This is a genomic window from Kitasatospora papulosa (genome assembly GCF_000717245.1).
GTDB lineage: Bacteria > Actinomycetota > Actinomycetes > Streptomycetales > Streptomycetaceae > Streptomyces > Streptomyces papulosus.
This window is the reverse complement of sequence record NZ_JNYQ01000004.1, coordinates 202604-220207: the sequence shown is the minus strand read 5'-3', so window position 1 is coordinate 220207 and position 17604 is coordinate 202604. Positions and strand designations below refer to the sequence as shown.

General features: G+C 71.7%; 16 protein-coding genes. 4 read left to right on the top strand and 12 right to left on the bottom strand.

Translation table 11 applies throughout. The features are described from left to right. The 7 genes from IA22_RS0112190 to mce all read right to left on the bottom strand — a co-directional run bounded on the left by IA22_RS0112190 (position 1) and on the right by mce (position 9550). Positions 1 to 864, bottom strand: a complete 864-nt coding sequence (locus IA22_RS0112190; RefSeq protein ID WP_030123613.1) for an ABC-2 transporter permease — start codon at positions 862 to 864, stop codon at positions 1 to 3. Beyond that, positions 861 to 1994: an ABC transporter ATP-binding protein gene (locus IA22_RS0112185; RefSeq protein WP_014154031.1), complete on the bottom strand. Its 1134-nt coding sequence runs from the start codon at positions 1992 to 1994 to the stop codon at positions 861 to 863. The genes IA22_RS0112190 and IA22_RS0112185 overlap by 4 nt, the downstream gene beginning before the upstream one ends. A 136-nt stretch (positions 1995 to 2130) precedes the next feature. Next, on the bottom strand, positions 2131 to 2910 hold the full coding sequence (locus IA22_RS0112180; protein WP_014154030.1) for an ABC transporter permease: 780 nt from the start codon (positions 2908 to 2910) through the stop codon (positions 2131 to 2133). Positions 2911 to 2915: 5 nt separating this feature from the next. Next, positions 2916 to 3923: an ATP-binding cassette domain-containing protein gene (locus tag IA22_RS0112175; protein WP_014154029.1), complete on the bottom strand. Its 1008-nt coding sequence runs from the start codon at positions 3921 to 3923 to the stop codon at positions 2916 to 2918. 89 nt (positions 3924 to 4012) lie between these two features. Then, positions 4013 to 4951 (bottom strand): coiled-coil domain-containing protein, encoded by a 939-nt coding sequence (locus tag IA22_RS0112170; RefSeq protein WP_014154028.1) that lies wholly within the window; start codon positions 4949 to 4951, stop codon positions 4013 to 4015. Positions 4952 to 5126: 175 nt separating this feature from the next. Then, positions 5127 to 8918, bottom strand: a complete 3792-nt coding sequence (scy, locus tag IA22_RS0112165; RefSeq protein ID WP_030123612.1) for a polarized growth protein Scy — start codon at positions 8916 to 8918, stop codon at positions 5127 to 5129. A gap of 203 nt (positions 8919 to 9121) precedes the next feature. Then, on the bottom strand, positions 9122 to 9550 hold the full coding sequence (gene mce, locus IA22_RS0112160) for a methylmalonyl-CoA epimerase (protein WP_014154026.1): 429 nt from the start codon (positions 9548 to 9550) through the stop codon (positions 9122 to 9124). A 133-nt stretch (positions 9551 to 9683) separates the two neighbouring features. On the opposite strand from mce, the gene IA22_RS0112155 reads away from it, so the two are divergent. Both IA22_RS0112155 and meaB read left to right on the top strand, forming a co-directional pair. After that, positions 9684 to 10886: an acetyl-CoA C-acetyltransferase gene (locus IA22_RS0112155; protein WP_014154025.1), complete on the top strand. Its 1203-nt coding sequence runs from the start codon at positions 9684 to 9686 to the stop codon at positions 10884 to 10886. Between the two features lie 28 nt (positions 10887 to 10914). After that, positions 10915 to 11877: a methylmalonyl Co-A mutase-associated GTPase MeaB gene (meaB, locus tag IA22_RS0112150; RefSeq protein WP_014154024.1), complete on the top strand. Its 963-nt coding sequence runs from the start codon at positions 10915 to 10917 to the stop codon at positions 11875 to 11877. Positions 11878 to 12026: 149 nt separating this feature from the next. Here meaB and IA22_RS0112145 read toward each other — a convergent pair whose 3' ends face one another. Further along, positions 12027 to 12650, bottom strand: a complete 624-nt coding sequence (locus IA22_RS0112145) for a PepSY domain-containing protein (RefSeq protein WP_030123610.1) — start codon at positions 12648 to 12650, stop codon at positions 12027 to 12029. A 118-nt stretch (positions 12651 to 12768) separates the two neighbouring features. Here IA22_RS0112145 and IA22_RS0112140 point away from each other — a divergent pair, with 118 nt between their 5' ends. Continuing rightward, positions 12769 to 13428: a response regulator transcription factor gene (locus tag IA22_RS0112140; protein ID WP_014154022.1), complete on the top strand. Its 660-nt coding sequence runs from the start codon at positions 12769 to 12771 to the stop codon at positions 13426 to 13428. Further along, positions 13425 to 14888, top strand: a complete 1464-nt coding sequence (locus IA22_RS0112135; RefSeq protein WP_030123609.1) for a sensor histidine kinase — start codon at positions 13425 to 13427, stop codon at positions 14886 to 14888. Before IA22_RS0112140 ends, IA22_RS0112135 begins: the two co-directional genes overlap by 4 nt. A gap of 3 nt (positions 14889 to 14891) precedes the next feature. Here the strand turns inward: IA22_RS0112135 and IA22_RS0112130 are convergent, their stop codons facing one another. The 4 genes from IA22_RS0112130 to IA22_RS0112115 all read right to left on the bottom strand — a co-directional run bounded on the left by IA22_RS0112130 (position 14892) and on the right by IA22_RS0112115 (position 17521). Further along, entirely contained in the window at positions 14892 to 15371 is a 480-nt protein-coding gene (locus IA22_RS0112130) for a MarR family winged helix-turn-helix transcriptional regulator (protein WP_014154020.1), read from the bottom strand. Positions 15372 to 15468: 97 nt separating this feature from the next. Next, on the bottom strand, positions 15469 to 16242 hold the full coding sequence (locus IA22_RS0112125; protein ID WP_015578761.1) for an AIM24 family protein: 774 nt from the start codon (positions 16240 to 16242) through the stop codon (positions 15469 to 15471). Continuing rightward, complete coding sequence (locus IA22_RS0112120) at positions 16239 to 16889, bottom strand: AIM24 family protein (protein ID WP_014154018.1); 651 nt, start codon at positions 16887 to 16889, stop codon at positions 16239 to 16241. Before IA22_RS0112120 ends, IA22_RS0112125 begins: the two co-directional genes overlap by 4 nt. Further along, positions 16889 to 17521 (bottom strand): AIM24 family protein, encoded by a 633-nt coding sequence (locus IA22_RS0112115; protein WP_014154017.1) that lies wholly within the window; start codon positions 17519 to 17521, stop codon positions 16889 to 16891. Before IA22_RS0112115 ends, IA22_RS0112120 begins: the two co-directional genes overlap by 1 nt. Between the last annotated feature and the right edge of the window lie 83 nt (positions 17522 to 17604).

The following is a 17604-nucleotide window of genomic DNA, read 5'->3' as shown; positions in this document are numbered from 1 at the left end:
TCAGACGTCCCGCCGGTCCAGCGCCAGGAAGGCGGCGCCCATGGTCACCGCGGTGACGCCGAGAAGGGCCCACAGCGGCTCCCAGCCCGTCGGCCCCGACGAGGTCATGGACACGTCGTAGATCGCGCCGATCTGGTTGGGGATGGACCACTCGAAGAGCGCCTCCTGCACGGACGCCAGCGACGGCGAGAACATGAAGATCGCCAGCACGAGCGGCAGCAGCACCACCGCGATCATGATCGTGATGGCACCCGCCGAGTGCCGCACGATCGTGCCGACCGCGAGCGAGAGCAGCCCGAGGGTGGCGACGTAGAGGCCGATCCCCACCGTGGAGCGCACCCAGAGGCCGGTGTCGGGCGTGGCGCCGTCGAGCATGGCCGTCTGGAGGACGCCGACGACCCCGGTCGTCACCGTCGTGATCGTGAAGGCGAGCAGGAAGAAGACGACCGACTTCGCGATCAGCATCCGCGCCCGGCTCGGGCAGGCGGTGAGCGTCGTGCGGATCATGCCGGTGCCGTACTCCGACGCGATGGTCAGCACGCCGAGAGTGATCACGCAGATCGAGCTGAGCAGCACGCCGAAGAAGCCGAGGGTGAGCACGGGAACGTCTTCGGCGGGGGCGTCCGACAGGCTCACCACGAACGCGACGAGCAGTCCGATGCCGAGCAGCAGCACGATCATCACGCCGAGCGTCCACATCGTGGAGCGCACGGAGCGGATCTTCGTCCACTCGGAGGCGATCGCGTCGCCGAGGCCCGGGGTGCGCACGGGGATCGGGGACGCGTACCGGCCGGCGGGGGCGCCCCGGCCCTGCTGCTGCGGGGGAGCCTGGTACGCCTGCGGGGGCGGCGGAGGCATGGTCATCGGGGATCCTCGTCGGTCGTGCGCCCGGTCCGCTCCGCGGTGGGCTCGGGGGCGGGCGCCGGTGCGGCGGCGTAGGGGTTCTGGCCCGGAGGCGGCGGCGCGTACCAGCCCTGCTGCGGGACCTCGGGCGGCGGCTGGGGCACGTAGCCCTGCTGCCCGTGGCCGGGATGTCCGTAGCCGGGCGGCGGAGGCTGGAGACCTTCCTTGGCGTCCGCCGTCGAGCGGTAGTCCACGGCGCCCTGGGTCATCCGCATGTACGCCTCCTCGAGCGACGCCTGGTGCGGGGAGAGCTCCCACAGCCGGACGTCCGCCCCGTGCGCCAGGTCGCTGATCCGGGGCAGCGGGAGTCCGGTGACGCGCAGCGCGCCGTCCGTCTCCGGCATGACCCGGCCGCCCGCCTCGGTGAGCGAGGCCGTCAGCTTCTCCCGGTACTCCGGCCGGTCGGCGGGGACGCGCACCCGGGCGAAGTCCGCGGAGTTCGCCGAGATGAAGTCGCTGACGCTCATGTCGGAGAGGAGCTGCCCGCGGCCGATCACGATCAGATGGTCGGCGGTCAGGGCCATCTCGCTCATGAGGTGGCTGGAGACGAAGACCGTACGGCCTTCCGAGGCCAGCCGCTTCATCAGGTTCCTGACCCAGAGGATGCCCTCGGGGTCGAGCCCGTTGACCGGTTCGTCGAAGAGCAGCACCTGCGGGTCGCCGAGCAGCGCCGCCGCGATCCCGAGCCGCTGGCCCATTCCCAGGGAGAAGCCCTTGGACCGCTTCTTCGCGACGTCCTGCAGTCCGACGACACCGAGGACCTCGTCGACCCGCGCCGCCGGGATGCCCGCCAGCTGGGCCAGGCTCAGCAGGTGGTTACGGGCGCTGCGTCCGCCGTGGACGGCCTTGGCGTCGAGCAGCGCCCCCACCTGGCGCGGGGCGTTGGGCAGGCTGCGGAAGGCGTGCCCGCCGATCGTCACGTGTCCGGACGTCGGCCGGTCCAGGCCCAGCATCATGCGCATGGTGGTGGACTTGCCCGACCCGTTGGGACCGAGGAACCCCGTCACGGCACCGGGCCGCACCTGGAAGGAAAGGTTGTGCACGGCCGTCTTCGCGCCGTAGCGCTTGGTCAGGCCGACTGCCTCGATCATTCTCCAGCCCCATCGACTCATCCGTCGTCGGGGCCCAGGCCTCCTGCCACGCGCCCCCGTCAAGAGTTAGGAGGATAACCAGCCTCATGCGGTTCGGGCCAAGTCGTCGTGCGGAGCGTCGCGGTCCGGGCGGTGCTCAGGCGTCGCGCTTCTTCAGTACGAGGTAGCCGCCGATCAGCGCTGCCACCACCCACAGCGCCATGATCCCGAGCCCGGCCCACGGTCCGTACGGCGCCGGATCGCTGTTCATGGCGTCCGGAACCACCTGCAGGATCTTGGATCCGGCCTGGTCGGGGAAGTACCGGGCGACACTCTTGGCGCCCGGCACCGCGGAGAGGATCTGCGAGACCAGGAAGAAGAACGGCATCAGGATGCCCAGCGACAGCATGGAGCTGCGCAGCATCGTGGCCACGCCCATCGAGAAGACCGCGATCAGCCCCATGTAGAGGCCGCCGCCGACGACCGCGCGCAGCACGTTCTCGGCGCCGATGTCCGTACCGCGGTCGCCCAGCAGGGCCTGGCTGAGGAAGAACGTCACGAAGCTGGTGGCGAGCCCGACCACCAGCGCCAGGACACCCGCGACCGCGATCTTGCTGAAGAGGAACGACCCGCGCTGCGGCACGGCCGCCAGCGAGGTGCGGATCATGCCCGAGCTGTACTCGGTGCCCACCACGAGGACCCCGAAGACGACCATCGCCAGCTGCCCGAGGACCATCCCGGAGAAGCTCACGAACGTCGGGTCGAAGGTGGCCTGTTCGGCGGCGGAGAGGTCGTCGAACTGGCTGTTCAGCAGGGCGCTCAGTGCCGCGCCCATGGCGACGGTGACGAGGAACGCGCAGATCAGCGTCCAGGTGGTCGAGGAGACCGTACGGATCTTGGTCCACTCGGAATTCAGGACCGCGGGTACCGATGCCATCGCCGTCACACCCCCGTCGTACGGTCGCCGGCTGTGTCGCCCGGCCGCTGCTGGTTCCACTGCTCGCCCCACTGCGGGCCCGCCTGCGGTGGCGGGGCGCCGTCGCGGTCGGAATGGGCGTGGTACTCCACGGAGCCCGCCGTCATCTGCATGAAGGCCTCCTCCAGCGAGGCCCGCTGGGCGCTGAGCTCGTGCAGCACGATCCCGTGCCGGCCGGCGAGCTCCCCGAGCCGCTCGGGTTCCTCGCCGTCGATCTCCAGCGTCCCGTTGCCCGCCTCGACGGCGACGACGCCCTCCGCGTGCAGCAGGTCGCGCAGCCGCTCCTGCTCCGGGGAACGCATCCGCACGAAGCTCCGGGAGTTCTTGTGGATGAAGTCGGCCATCGAGGTGTCCGCGAGCAGCTTGCCCTGCCCGATGACGATCAGATGATCCGCGGTCAGGGCCATCTCACTCATGAGGTGCGAGGAGACGAAGATCGTCCGGCCTTCCGCCGCGAGCGTCTTCATCAGATTCCTGATCCAGTGGATCCCCTCCGGGTCCAGCCCGTTGACGGGTTCGTCGAACATCAGAATCTCGGGGTCGCCGAGCAGTGCCGCCGCGATCCCCAGCCGCTGGCCCATACCGAGCGAGAAGCCCTTGGACTTCTTCTTCGCCACGGCACTCAGGCCGACCGTGTCCAGCACGTGGGAGACCCGGCTCGCCGGGATGCTGTTGCTCTGGGCGAGACACAAAAGGTTGTTGTACGCGCTGCGCCCGCCGTGCATCGACTTGGCGTCCAGCAGGGCCCCGATGTGCTTGAGCGGTTCCTGGAGGTCGCGGTAGTGCCGGCCGTCGATCCGCACCGTGCCGCTGGTCGGGTTGTCGAGGTCGAGCATCATCCGCATGGTCGTGGACTTGCCCGCCCCGTTCGGGCCGAGGAATCCCGTCACCATGCCCGGTCTGACCCGGCATGACAGATGGTCGACGGCAACCTTGTTGCCGAAGCGTTTGGTGAGGCCGTCGAGCTCGATCATGCGCTCACGCTAGAACGGCCGCGCGCCCGGCGCCACCACAAGGGCGGAACCGGGCGCGCAAGGGGTACAGCTGATGTACGTGCCCTCGCTCAGCGGGTCTGCTGGGCGGGGACCCCACGGGTGGCGGAGTCGTCCTCGGCCGGGGAGCCGGCGGCGGCGACCGCGGCACCCGTCAGCGTGGCCAGCATCTCGCGGACGTTGGTCAGCTGGGCGTTGATCGAGTCGCGGCGGTTGGTGAGCGCCGCCAGCTCGCGCTCCGACTCGCTGCGGATCCGGTCGGCCTTGGCGTTCGCGTCGGCCACGATGTCCTCGGCCTGGCGCTGAGCGGTCTCCACCGTCTGGCGGGCCCGGCGCTCGGCGTCCGTGCGGAGCTTCTCGGCCTCCAGGCGGAGCTGCTCGGCGCGGTGCTCGATCTCGGCGAGGCGCTTCTCGGCCTTCGCCTGACGGGACGCGAGGTCGCGCTCCGACTGCTCGCGGCGCTTGGCGAGGTTCGTCTCGAAGTCCGCGGCGGCCTGGGCGGCCTTGGCGCGGGTCTCCTCGAAGAGGGCGTCCGCCTCCTCACGCTTCTGCTGGGCGTCCTTCTGGGCGTCGGAGCGCAGCGTGGTCGCCTCGCCCTTGGCCTTCTCGACGATGCGGACGCCCTCGTCCTCCGCCTTCGCCTTGCGCTCCGCGGCGAAGGTCTCCGCGTCGTTGCGCACCTGCTGGGCGGCCGACTCGGCCAGCTCGCGGTGCTGCTCGGCCGCGCGACGGGCCTCCTCACGCAGGTCCTTCGCCTCCTCCTCGGCGAGGCGGAGGATCTTCTCGACGCGCGCTCCGAGCCCGGCGTACGACGGCTCGGCGTCGTTGACCTGGGCCTGGGCGTTCTGCGTCTCGAGATGGAGCTCCTCGATGCGCTTTTCCAGAGAGGTGATGCGGGCGAGCGCGCTGTCACGGTCGGCGACGAGTTTGGTAATGCGGTCGTCCACCTGACCGCGGTCGTATCCACGTCGCACGAGCTCGAAGCCGAAGGGGGAGGAAGGGTCGCTCATGGGGTTCCTGTCGAATGAGACCGGTGAGGTGTTAGAGGGAATCCTAGGGGTCTGTGCGGCGTGTCAACGTGAAGATGCCGCTTTGGTATGGAGAATGACACCCCTTTTGAGTGGCTGACCCCCGGAGGGCTTGTGATCCAAAGGATTGAATGTTCATGGCGAAATACACGAGCCGCTACCCGTCCGACGCCTTGCCACCCGACCGGGTACCCGCCGTCGCACCGGCCTTGACGCCCGCGCCACCGCCCGACGCCTTGCCCGTTCCGCCCGGAGCCTCGAAAGATTCCAACGCCTCGAGGACGTCCTGGACACGGGAGATCTCCGTATTGATGTCCTCGCGTCTGCGGACCAGCAGGTCCAGCTCCCGACGGCCCTCGTCGACCATCTGTTTCGCCTCGGCCTCCGCGTCGGCGCGCAGCTTCTCGGCCACCCGGGTCAGCTCGGCCTTCTTGGTCTCGGCCTCCTTGAGGAGCGACTCGGCGCGCTTCACGGCGGCGATACGGACCTTGCTCGCCTCGGAATTCGCGTCCGCCAGCAGCTCCTTGGCCTTGGCCTCGGCCTCCGCCCGCTGTTCCGTCGCCGCCTTCATCAGCTTGTCGACGCGCTCGCCCGCCGTCTTCATCTGCTCGGAGGTCTCGCGCCGGGCGCGCTCGTGCAGTTCCTCGATCTCGCCCTCGATCCGGGTCCTGAGCTCCTCCGCCCGCTCCCGGGTCGCGGTGGAGTCCCTGCGGGCGCCGACGAGCAGCTCGTCCGCGTCCGTACGGGCCCGCTCCACCAGGGAGTTGCCCTCGACCGTGGCCTCGGAGGTGATCCGGACCGCCTCGTCGCGGGCGGCGCCCACCATCCGGTCGGCCTGCTCCTCGGCCTCGGTGGCGGCGCGCAGCGCCTCCTCCTGGGCCTTCTCGACGAGCTGGTCGGCCTGCTCGGCGGCGTCCGCCCGACGCTTCGCCGCGGCCTCCCGCGCCTCGTCCAGCAGCCGGTCGGCCTCCTGACGGGCCTCCGCGCGCAGTTCCTCCGCCGCCGCCTCGGCGTCGGTGCGCAGCCGCTCCGACTCCTCGCGGGTGCGGGCCGCGTGCTCCTGGGCCGAACCGACGGTCTGCGCCGCCTCCGCGCGCAGCCGCTCCGCCTCGTCGGTCGCCTCGCCCACGAAGCGTTCGGCCTGCTCGGCCGCCTCGGTGCGGACGCGCTCGCTCTCGCTCGTGGCCTCCGCCATGAGGCGGTCGGCCTGGGCCGCCGCCTCGGAACGGATGCGGTTGGCGTCCTCGCGGGCCTCGGCACGGGCGCGTGAGGCGTCCTGCTCCGCCGACGCGAGGGCGTCCGACGCCTCCGTGCGGACCCGCTGGCTGTACTCGGAGGTGTCCGAGCGCAGCTTCTCCGACTCGGTGATGGCCTCGGAGACGGTGCGTTCGGCCAGGGCCTTCGCGGCCTCCGACTCCTCGTGCGCGACCTTGCGGACGCGATTGGCGTCCTCGCTCGCCCGCTCACGCTCGGCGTAGGCGTCGGACCTGACCCGGTCCGCCTCCTCCTGCGCCTCCTCCTTCGTCCGTTCCGCCACGTGTTCTGCGGCGGACCGCAGACCGGCGATCTCCTCCTCGGCCTGCTCCTGGAGCCCGGCGACGGAGTCCCGCACCTGCTGGGCGGTCTGCTCGGCGGCGGAGACCAGCTCGGTGGCGCGGCTCTCGGCCTCCTCGACCAGCCGCTGGGCCTCGGCCTGGGCCTCCTCGACGCGCTTGCGGGCCGAGGCGAGGAGTTCCTCGCTCTGTTCGCGGGCACGCTCGCGCTCCTGCTCGGCCTCGGCGCGCGCGGAGTCGAGTACATCCTCGGCGGCACGGCGCCGCCGGTTGGCTTCCTCCTGGGCCGCGGCCAGGGCCTCGGCGGCCTCCGTGCCGACGCGCTCGGCGGCGGCCGCGGCCTCGGAACGCACCCGGTCGGCCTTCTCCTGCGCCTCGGTCTTCAGCCGCTCCGCCTCGGCGGCGGCCTCGCTGCGCAGCCGTACGGCCACGTTCTCGCCCTCGGCGCGGGACTGCGCGGCGTCGGCGGCGGCCTCGGTCCGCAGCCGCTCGGCCTCCGTGGTGGCCTGCTCCTGGAGGGTACGGACGCGCTCGGCGGCCTCGGCACGCAGCCGCTCGGACTCCTCGCCGGTCTCGCGGCGGATCCGCTCCGCCTCCGCGCGCGCCTCGCCGAGGGCCTCCTCGGCGGCGGCGACCCGGGACTCGGCCTCGGTGTGGAGCCTGGCCAGCTCCTCGGCCGCCTCGGTCCTGCGTGCCTCTATCCCGCGCTCGGTCTCCTCGCGCAGCTCCTCGGCCGCCTTCTCCGCCGCGGCGGTCAGGGCGGTGGCCTGCTCCTCGGCCTCGGCGCGCACCTTCTCGGCCTCGGCACGGCTGCGCTCCAGCGCCTCCTCGGCCTGCTTGCGCAGGGTGGCGGCTCGCTCGGCCGCCTCGGTCCTGACGCGCTCGCTCTCGGTGCCGGCCGAGGTCCGCAGCTCCTCGGCGTCGGACTTGGCCTTGGTGAGCAGCTCCTCGGCGGTGCGCGCGCCTTCCTCGAGCTGCTGGACGGCCTCGCGGCGCGCCTCGCCACGGATCCGCTCGCCCTCGGCCACGGCCTCCGAGCGGAGCTGCTCGGCCTCGCCGCGGAGCCGGCGTGCCTCCTCCTGGAGCTCGACGGTCTTGGCCCGGTACTCCTTGGTGTCGTCCTTGGCCGCACCCTTGAGCTGGTCGGCCTGCTCGGCGGCCTCGCCGCGCAACCGGTCCGCCTCGGCCTCGGCCTCGCGGCGGATCCGGTCGGCCTCCTCGCCGGCGGCCTTGGTGGTCGACCGGGCGTCCTCGGAGGCCTTGGTCAGGACCTCCTCGGCGCTGCGGGCCGCCTTCGCGAGCTGGGCCGCCGCGTCCTCGGCGGCCAGCGTGCGGGCCTTCTCGGCGGCCTCGGCGACCACCCGCTCGGCCTCCGCGCGGGCGTCGACGAGGGCCTGCTCGGCCTCTTCCTTGAGCGTCTCGGCCTGCTTGGTGGCCTCGCCCACCAGCCGGGCGATCTCGGACTTGGCCGTGCGGGTGCGCTGCTCGTTCTGCGACTCGGCGCCGGCCAGCCGCTTGACCGCGGCCTCCTTGGCCTCGGCCAGGATCTTCTCGGCCTCCAGCCGGGCCTCGCGCAGGCGGGTCTCGGCCTCCTGGGTGCGCTGTTCGGCGGTGCGGTTCAGCTCGGTGGTCTGCTGCCGCGTCTGCTCGGTCTCGGCCGTGGCCGCGGAGCGCAGCCGCTCCGCGTGGCTGGTGGCCTCCTGGGCCTGGGTGGAGGCGGCTTCGAGCAGCCGTTCGGCGTCCCTGCGGGCCCGCAGCAGTGTGGCCTCGGCCTCCGCACGGGCCGATTCGGCCTCGGAGTTGAGGCGTCGGCGGGTCTCGTCGGCGAGCCGGGCCGTCTCGGCGCGGGCGGCGGCCAGGGACTGCTCGGCCTCCGTGCGCGACTCGTCCAGCAGCCGGCGGGCCTGGGCCTCGGTCCTGGACCGCAACTGCTCGGCCCAGGCGACGTTCTCGTTGACGTGGGACTCGACGGTCTGCCGCCGCTCCGCCAGTTCCTGGTCGAGCCGCTGACGCCGCTGGACCGCCTCGGCGTGCAACTCCGCCTGCAGACGGGCCTGGTGCTCCGCGTGCTCCTGGAGGATCCGCTGTGTCTGCGCCCTGGCCTCGCGCAGCTCGCGCTCGGCGTCCGTGCGCATCTGCTCGGCCTGGATCTGGGCGTTCCGGAGCATCTGCTCGGCCTGGTAGCCGATGTCCGCGCTGTCGTGTGCGGGACGGGTCGCCAGATTGCGCCGTGCCTCGTGCAGCTTGGCGCGCAAGACCTCGACCTGGTAGCCGAGGTCCTCGGCGTGCTGGACGGCCTTCTCCCGGTCGGTCTTCAGCCGGTCCATCTCGGCTTCGAACCGCGAGAGATGGTCGTCGTCAGCTCGGTGGCTCTGCTGGCTCTCGTAGCCCCGCACTGCGCGGTCCCATCCTTCCCCGAGCTCTCAACTTCTTCGAGCAGGGGAGACCCCAACCCTGGTCGCACTTCTCCATACGAGGACCGCTCGCGGGCGAGCGGTCCCCCGGGGAATGGTGACAGATCAACGGTGAGGACGCGGCACGGCCCCGACCCGGCCCCGGCCCGGAACCGCCCACTCTACCGGGCCTGGTATCGGGCGGGTCAGTGCTCTTGGGCCGAGGTGACCAGTTCGGTCAGGACACCGTGGCAGTCCTTGGGGTGGAGGAAGGTGATCCGGGAGCCCATCGAGCCGGTCCTGGGCTCGTCGTACAGCACCCGGACGCCCTTGCCGCGGATGTCCGCGGCCTCCCCGTCGACGTCCGCCGTCCCGAACGCGATGTGGTGCACGCCCTCGCCGTTCTTCGCCAGCCACTTGCCGACGGCCGAGTCCTCACGGGTCGGCTCCAGCAGCTGGAGGTAGGAAGACCCGCCGTCCGAGGTGCCGTTGATCTTCAGCATGGCCTCCCGGACGCCCTGCTCCTCGTTGACCTCGGAGTGGTACACCTCGAAGCCGTAGGTCGCGCGGTAGAACTCCACTGTCTTGTCGAGGTCGAAACAAGCGATTCCGATGTGGTCGATTCGCGTCAGCATGGAACCAGTGCAGCGCCCCGGGGATGGTTACGCAACGTGCGCGCGATCACACCGACAGCCGGATGACGGGCGCCGTACCGCTCAGTACATTCAGGTAAACCCTCGTTCACATCAATCCAAGGGGCTGCGCCTCATGTCAGGAACGACCGGAACCACCTCAGTGATCGTCGCGGGCGCGCGTACGCCCATGGGCCGTCTCCTCGGCTCGCTGAAGAGCTTCTCCGGGGCCGACCTCGGAGGCGTCGCCATCAAGGCGGCGCTGGACCGTGCCGGGATCGGCGGCGACCAGGTCGAGTACGTGATCATGGGCCAGGTGCTCCAGGCCGGGGCAGGGCAGATCCCGGCGCGTCAGGCGGCGGTCAAGGCCGGGATCCCGCTGAACGTCCCCGCGCTCACCGTCAACAAGGTGTGCCTCTCGGGGCTCGACGCGATCGCCCTCGCGGACCAGCTGATCCGCGCCGGCGAGTTCGACGTCGTGGTGGCCGGCGGCCAGGAGTCCATGACCAACGCCCCGCACCTGCTCCCGAAGTCCCGCGAGGGGTACAAGTACGGCGCGGTCGAGATGCTCGACTCCATGGCGTACGACGGCCTGACGGACGCCTACGAGAACATCCCGATGGGCGAGTCCACCGAGAAGCACAACACCCGCCTGGGCCTGTCCCGCGCCGACCAGGACGAGATCGGCGCCCTCTCCCACCAGCGCGCCGCCGCCGCCCAGAAGAACGGCGTCTTCGAGGCCGAGATCACCCCGGTCGAGATCCCGCAGCGCAAGGGCGACCCGGTCCTCTTCGCCAAGGACGAGGGCATCCGCCCCGAGACGACCGCCGAGTCCCTCGGCAAGCTGCGGCCCGCCTTCACCAAGGACGGCACGATCACGGCGGGCACCTCCTCGCAGATCTCCGACGGCGCCGCCGCGGTCGTCGTCATGAGCAAGGTCAAGGCCGAGGAGCTGGGCCTGGAGTGGATCGCCGAGATCGGCGCCCACGGCAATGTCGCGGGTCCGGACAACTCGCTCCAGTCGCAGCCGTCCAACGCCATCCGGCACGCCCTGAAGAAGGAGGGCATCGGCGTCGAGGACCTCGACCTCATCGAGATCAACGAGGCCTTCGCGGCCGTCGCGGTCCAGTCGATGAAGGACCTCGGCGTCACGTCCGACAAGGTGAACGTGAACGGCGGCGCGATCGCGCTCGGCCACCCCATCGGCATGTCCGGCGCCCGTGTGGTGCTGCACCTCGCGCTGGAGCTGAAGCGGCGCGGCGGCGGCACCGGGGCGGCGGCGCTGTGCGGCGGCGGCGGCCAGGGCGACGCGTTGATCATCCGCGTCCCGGGCAAGTAGTCACCGTACGAGCGAGCGAGGAGGCCGCGTGAAGGTGGACGTCCCCACCCTGGTCGAGCAGGCACGTGAGGGCAGGCCGCGTGCGGTGGCCCGGCTCATCTCCCTGGTGGAGGGCGCCTCCCCGCAGCTGCGGGAGGTGATGGCGGCGCTGGCGCCGCTCGCGGGCCACGCCTACGTCGTCGGCCTGACCGGGTCGCCGGGTGTCGGCAAGTCCACCTCGACCTCGGCACTGGTCTCCGCCTACCGGAAGGCGGGGAAACGCGTCGCGGTGCTGGCCGTCGACCCGTCGTCGCCGTTCTCCGGGGGCGCGCTCCTCGGCGACCGCGTCCGGATGTCGGAGCACGCCTCCGACCCGGGCGTCTACATCCGTTCCATGGCCACCCGGGGCCATCTCGGCGGTCTCGCGTGGTCCGCGCCGCAGGCGATCCGGGTGCTGGACGCGGCGGGCTGCGACGTGATCCTCGTCGAGACGGTGGGGGTCGGCCAGTCGGAGGTGGAGATCGCCTCCCAGGCCGACACCTCCGTCGTGCTCCTCGCGCCCGGCATGGGCGACGGGATCCAGGCGGCCAAGGCCGGGATCCTGGAGATCGGCGACGTGTACGTGGTCAACAAGGCCGACCGGGACGGGGCGGACGCCACCGCCCGCGAGCTGAACCACATGCTGGGCCTGGGGGAGTCCCGGGGGCCCGGCGACTGGCGGCCGCCGATCGTGAAGACGGTCGCCGCCCGGGGCGAGGGCCTCGACGAGGTGGTCGAGGCCCTGGAGAAGCACCGGGCGTGGATGGAGGAGCGCGGTGTCCTGGCCGAGCGGCGCACGGCGCGCGCGGCCCGGGAGGTCGAGACGATCGCCGTCACCGCGCTCCGTGAGCGGATCGCCGACCTGCACGGCGACCGCCGGCTGGACGCGCTCGCGGAACGGATCGTGGCCGGAGGCCTCGACCCGTACGCGGCGGCGGACGAGCTGGTCGCGGGGCTCACCGGCGGGAACTGACGGTCTCCCGGGCGGCGTGCGGGCCGCCCGGGAACCGGTCCCGCCCCCTGGGCGCGCGTCCGCGGTCGGGCAGGCCGGGGTGACGCGGGCGGGCCGGGCACGGCTCTCCCCGCGCGCCGGCGGCTGTCCGCCCGACCCGATCGCCGTGCTCAGTCGTCGTCACCGTCGTTGTCGTCCCGGTCCACGGTGACCTTGCCGCTCTTCGCGTCGACGCGCAGCTCGTGCTGCTTGCCGTCCTTGCCCGTGACGTCGACGTCCCAGTGCGGGGCACGCTTGCCGCGGTCGTTGTCGTCGTCATCGTCGTCGTCCAGGTCCACCGACGTCACCGTGCCGGGCTGCTGGGCGAGCGCCGCCTTCACCGCCGCGTCCAGGGAGACCGCCGAGGAGCGGGGCGCGTGCCGGTCGCGGTCGTCGTCGCCGTCGTCCTCGCGGTCGGACAGTACCTTGCCGCTCGACGCGTCCACCGTCACGTCGTGCCAGACCCGGTCGGAGCCGTACACGTCGAGCTCCCACACAGCGCGGGCACGGTCGTCGTCGTCCTCGTCCCGCTCGGCCTCGGTGACCGTGCCCGGGACCGCCTTCAGCGCGGCGGCGACGGCCCCGTCGACACCGACGCGGCCGGCCGCCCCGGTGTCTGCGGCGGTCCGGTCCGCCGCTGCCGTCCGGTCGTCCTTCCCGCCGCTGTCGGAGTCGGCGAAGGCCGCGGTGGCGACGAGCCCGCCGCCGACGAGTACGGCCGCGGTGAGAGTGGCGACGGCGATGTTGCGCTTCATGGTGGTTCCTCCCCGATGGGATGTGTGGTGCGACGGGAACCACCCTGGCCGGGCGATGCTGAACACAGCCTGAAGTCACCTGAAGGCGTCTTCAGGTTCGGTTTGGGAAGCTTGCCCCATGCGCCTGTTGATCGTGGAGGACGAGAAGCGCCTCGCCACGTCCCTCGCGAGGGGGCTGACCGCCGAGGGCTTCGCCGTCGACGTCGTGCACGACGGACTGGAGGGCCTGCACCTGGCCGGCCAGGGCGTGTACGACCTCGTGGTCCTCGACATCATGCTCCCCGGGATGAACGGCTACCGGATCTGCGCCGCCCTGCGGGCCGCCGGGCACGAGACGCCGATCCTGATGCTGACCGCGAAGGACGGGGAGTACGACGAGGCGGAGGGTTTGGACACGGGCGCCGACGACTACCTGACCAAGCCGTTCTCGTACGTCGTGCTCGTCGCCCGTGTCAGGGCGCTGCTGCGCCGCCGCGGCGGCTCCGCCTCGCCGGTGCTGACCGCCGGGACGCTGCGGATGGACACCGCCGCCCGGCGGGTGCACCGGGGCGAGGACGAAGTCACCCTCACGACGAAGGAGTTCGCGGTCCTGGAACAGCTCGTGCGGCGGGCGGGCGAGGTGGTCAGCAAGGCGGACATCCTGGAGCACGTCTGGGACTTCGCCTACGACGGCGACCCGAACATCGTCGAGGTCTACATCAGCACCCTGCGCCGCAAGCTCGGCGCCGCGGCGATCCGTACGGTACGCGGCGCCGGCTACCGGCTGGAGGCGCTGTGAGGTCGGTACGGGCCAGGGCCGCCCTGGGCGCCACCCTGGTCGTGGCCGTCGCGCTGACGGTCGCCGGGCTGGCCGTCCTCCTGGTGCTGCGGGGCAATCTGACGGACCGGGCGGGCCTGGAGGCCGAGGTGGCCGCGCGGGAGGTGGCCGGGCAGCTGGCCCTGGGGTCGGTGTACACGGAGCTGGAGCTGGGGGACGAGGAGATCCATCCCGTCCAGGTGACCGACGAGGCGGGGCGCGTGGTGGCCGTCTCCAAGGACCTGGAGTCGGTCTCGGGTACGGGCACGTCCGAGGTCGAACCGGTGCCGTCGGCCCCGGTGCCGAGCCCGGGGGGCGACGATGACGACGATCACGACGTGAGCACCCCGGCCCGGGGTGAGGTGTCCTCCGACCAGCCGGACTTCGCGAACGGCACCGCCACCGTCGACGGCGAGACGGCCGACTACCGTTTCGCCTCCGTCGAGCTGACCACGGACAAGGACGTCACCCTGACCGTCCACGCGGGCGCTCCGCTGGCGGCCGAGCAGGAGGCCGTGGACACCGTACGCAACTCCATGCTGACCGGGCTGCCCCTCATGCTGCTCGTCGTCGCCGGGGTGACCTGGCTGGTCACCCGCCGCGCACTGCGGCCGGTGGAGGGCATCCGGCGGGAGCTGGCCGCGATCACCGCGTCCGAGGACCTGGGCCGCCGTGTCCCGGAGCCGGACTCGCGCGACGAGATCGCGCGGCTGGCCCGGACGACCAACGAGACCCTGACCGTGCTGGAGGCGTCGGTCGGCCGGCAGCGGCGCTTCGTCGCCGACGCCTCGCACGAACTGCGCAGCCCGATCGCCTCGCTCCGCACCCAGTTGGAAGTGGGGGCGGCCCACCCCGAGCTGCTGGACGTCCCCGGCGCGGTCGCCGACACCGTACGCCTCCAGGACCTGGCCACGGACCTGCTGCTGCTCGCCCGGCTGGACGCGGGGGAGCGGCCGGGGCGCACGGAGGTCGACCTGGGGTCCCTGGTCCGCGAGGCGGTCTCCCAGCGGGGGGCCGACCGGATCCCGCCGGAGGTGTCCGTGGCTGACGCGGGTCCACTCGAAGTGACCGGATCCCGTGGGCAGTTGGCCCGTGTGGTGGGCAACCTCCTGGACAACGCCGAGCGTCACGCGGAACATGCGGTGGCCGTCTCGGTGCGGGCCGACCGGGGTGACGTGCTCGTCGAGGTCACCGACGACGGCGCGGGCGTGCCCGAGGCGGAACGCGACCGGATCTTCGAGCGGTTCGTACGTCTGGACGACGCCCGCAGCCGTGACGACGGCGGGGCCGGGCTCGGCCTGGCCATCGCCCGTGACGTGGCCACCCGGCACGGTGGCACCCTCGCGGTGGGTACGGCGTCCGGCGGCGGCGCGCGGTTCACCCTGCGCCTGCCGGCGGCCGCGGGCGGGAGCCGGCGGCCGACGGCGGCCGAGGAGGGGTGAGGGCTACGGCTTGCCGCGCCGTCCGCGCAGGTGCTCCGCGATCGGGGTCAGCGCCGCGTGCAGTTCGGAGAGTTCGCCGGGGGAGAGCAGGTCCATGAAGTGCCTGCGCACCGACTCGACATGGTGCGGTGCGACCTTGCGCATCGTCTCGCCGCCGAGGTCGGTGAGGACCGCGAACAGCCCGCGCCGGTCCGACTCGCAGTGCTCGCGCCGCACCAGGCCGGCGTTCTCCATGCGGGTGATCTGGTGCGAGAGCCTGCTCTTGGACTGCAGGGTGGCGGCGGCGAGATCGCTCATCCGCATCCGCCGGTCGTCCGATTCGGAGAGGTTGACCAGGATCTCGTAGTCGTTCATGGTCAGGCCGAACGGCTGGAGGTCCTTCTCCAGCTGATGCGTCAGCAGTCTGCTGACGTCAAGGTGGGTGCGCCAGGCGCACTGCTCCGCATCGGTCAGCCATCGAGTGGCCGTCTCGGTCATCTCCATACGTGGGATTCTACCTAAGATGTTGAAAGCCGGACGAACTGTGGGAGTGTGAGTCCGCGCACGCGCCCCCTGGACATCACACTCCGCAGACTACCGCTCACAGCCCGAAGCGACGCTGGAGGTCCCCCAGCTGACCGGGCATGCGGGGTGTGGAGCCGTGTTGACCGCCTCCCGGTCCGCCGCCCGGCACACCGGGCTCGTGCGGCACGCCGCCGGTCGCCTGTTCGGGCATCAGCACCTCGGTCGACTGCAGCAGCACCGTGCCCGCCCCGACGAACTCGAACTGGTGCTCCTCGCCCGAGGTTCCGCCGATCCCGGTCAGCGAGCGCAGCCCGCCCATCACGCCCGTCATGTAGCCGTGGTCGTAGTGGTGGCAGGGGGAGGGGCAGTCCGCCCACCCGACCAGCGCCTGCGGATCCACCCGCAGCGGCGGTTCCATGAAGACCACGGGACCGTTGGACGCGGCGACGAACTTCCCGGTGCCGATCAGGGTCAGGAAGCCCGGGACGATCGACTGCTTCAGTGCCAGGGTCGGCTGGTAGGCCAGGAGGTTGCCGGACCGGATCGTGAGGTTGCCGTCCTCCAGGTCGAAGGAGTTCACGTCGAAGGCCCGGTCGGCGAGCAGCATCTTGCCGCTGCCCTCGGCCACCACCCAGTCGCTCGCGTGCAGCGGTGAGTGGAAGCTCGTACGGATCAGCCGCTCGAAGCGGCCGTGCCCGATGCCGTCGAACTGGATCTGTCCGTAGTAGGCGATCATCTTGCCCTTCTGCAGGAACCACTGGCTCCCCTTGAGCTCCACGCAGAAGGTGTAGGCGTTGACGTTGTCGTCCGACGGCAGCGTCATCGGGTCGAGAACCACGGGTGTGCTCACAGCTTCTCCTCCGACGCCTGGACGTACACCGCTCCGTTGCCGCTGAGCTCCAGCTGGAACGCCTCGCCGGAACCGCGCCCCACCATGTCGCGCCAGCCGAGCGCGGTGGACAGCTTGTTGGTCACGTCCCCGTGGTGGGCGACGTACGCCTGCGGGTCCACGTGGACCGGCCGTCCCGGTGCGATCGGCAGCTCGACCACCCCGCCGTGCGCCATCACGGCCACCGAGCCGTGGCCCCCCAGCGTCGTCGTGAACAGGCCCTGTCCGGTCACCTGCCCGCGGACCATGCCCATGACTCCGCCCTGCGAGCCCATGAACATGGTGCCCTGCCGGAGCGTCCCGTCGAAGGCGAGCAGCCGGTCGGCCTCCACATAGAGGGTGTCGCCCGTCAGGTCGATCACCTGGATGTGATGGCCCCCGTGGCCGAACATCACCGTGCCGCTGCCCTCGACCGTCATCAGCGGGGTCGCCTCGTTCGCCACCCGCCGGCCGATCATCGACGCCAGGCCGCCCTGCCCGCCCCGGATGTCCGGGGTGAAGGAGACGTCGCCCCGGTACGCGAGCATCGCGCCGCGCTGGCTGTACATCTTCCGGCCGGGCTCCACCGAGGCCTCGACCATCTTCGAGTTGATCTCACGGAACGGCATCAGACATCGCCCCCGACGGTGTTCCGCTCGCTGGGCTGCACGTAGACGAGCCCGTCGCCCTCGAAGCGGATCTGGAAGGACTCCCCGGAGCCCTCACCCATGAACGTCCGGAAGTTCACCCCGGACTGGAAGTGCTGCTGGAGCCTGCCCTGGTGGGCGATGTAGGCGCCGGGGTCGACGTTCAGCGGGTACTGGGGCGACACCCGCAGCACCACGGCGGTGCCGTCCGACATGATCGCCGCCTGACCGGTGCCCTCGACGGTCGTGGTGAACAGGCCGTTGCCGCTCGCCCCGCCACGGAGACCCGTGAAGGAGGTGCCGGTGCGCAGCCCGGCGTCCGTGGCCAGCAGATTGCTGGCCTCGACGTAGAGGGTGTCGCCGTGCAGCGACACGAGGTTGATCTCGCTCGCCCGGTCGGCGAAATAGCAGGTGCCCTGCCCCTTCACCTCCATCACTTCCATCTGCTCGCCGGTCAGCCGGCGGGTCACCATGCCACGGAGCCCCTCACCGCCGCCCGACATCTTCTTGAACGCCATCCGGCCGTCGTACGCGACCATCGAGCCGTTCTTCGCCTTGACGGCGTCGCCTGTCAGGTCGACGGCGAGCGTCTTGCTGCCTTGGAGTCGGAACATCGCCACAGTGCGACGTTAACCGCCGGGGACCCCGGCGGACAGGGCCCTACGGCGGATCCGCCCCCCGGGGCGACCCTGATATG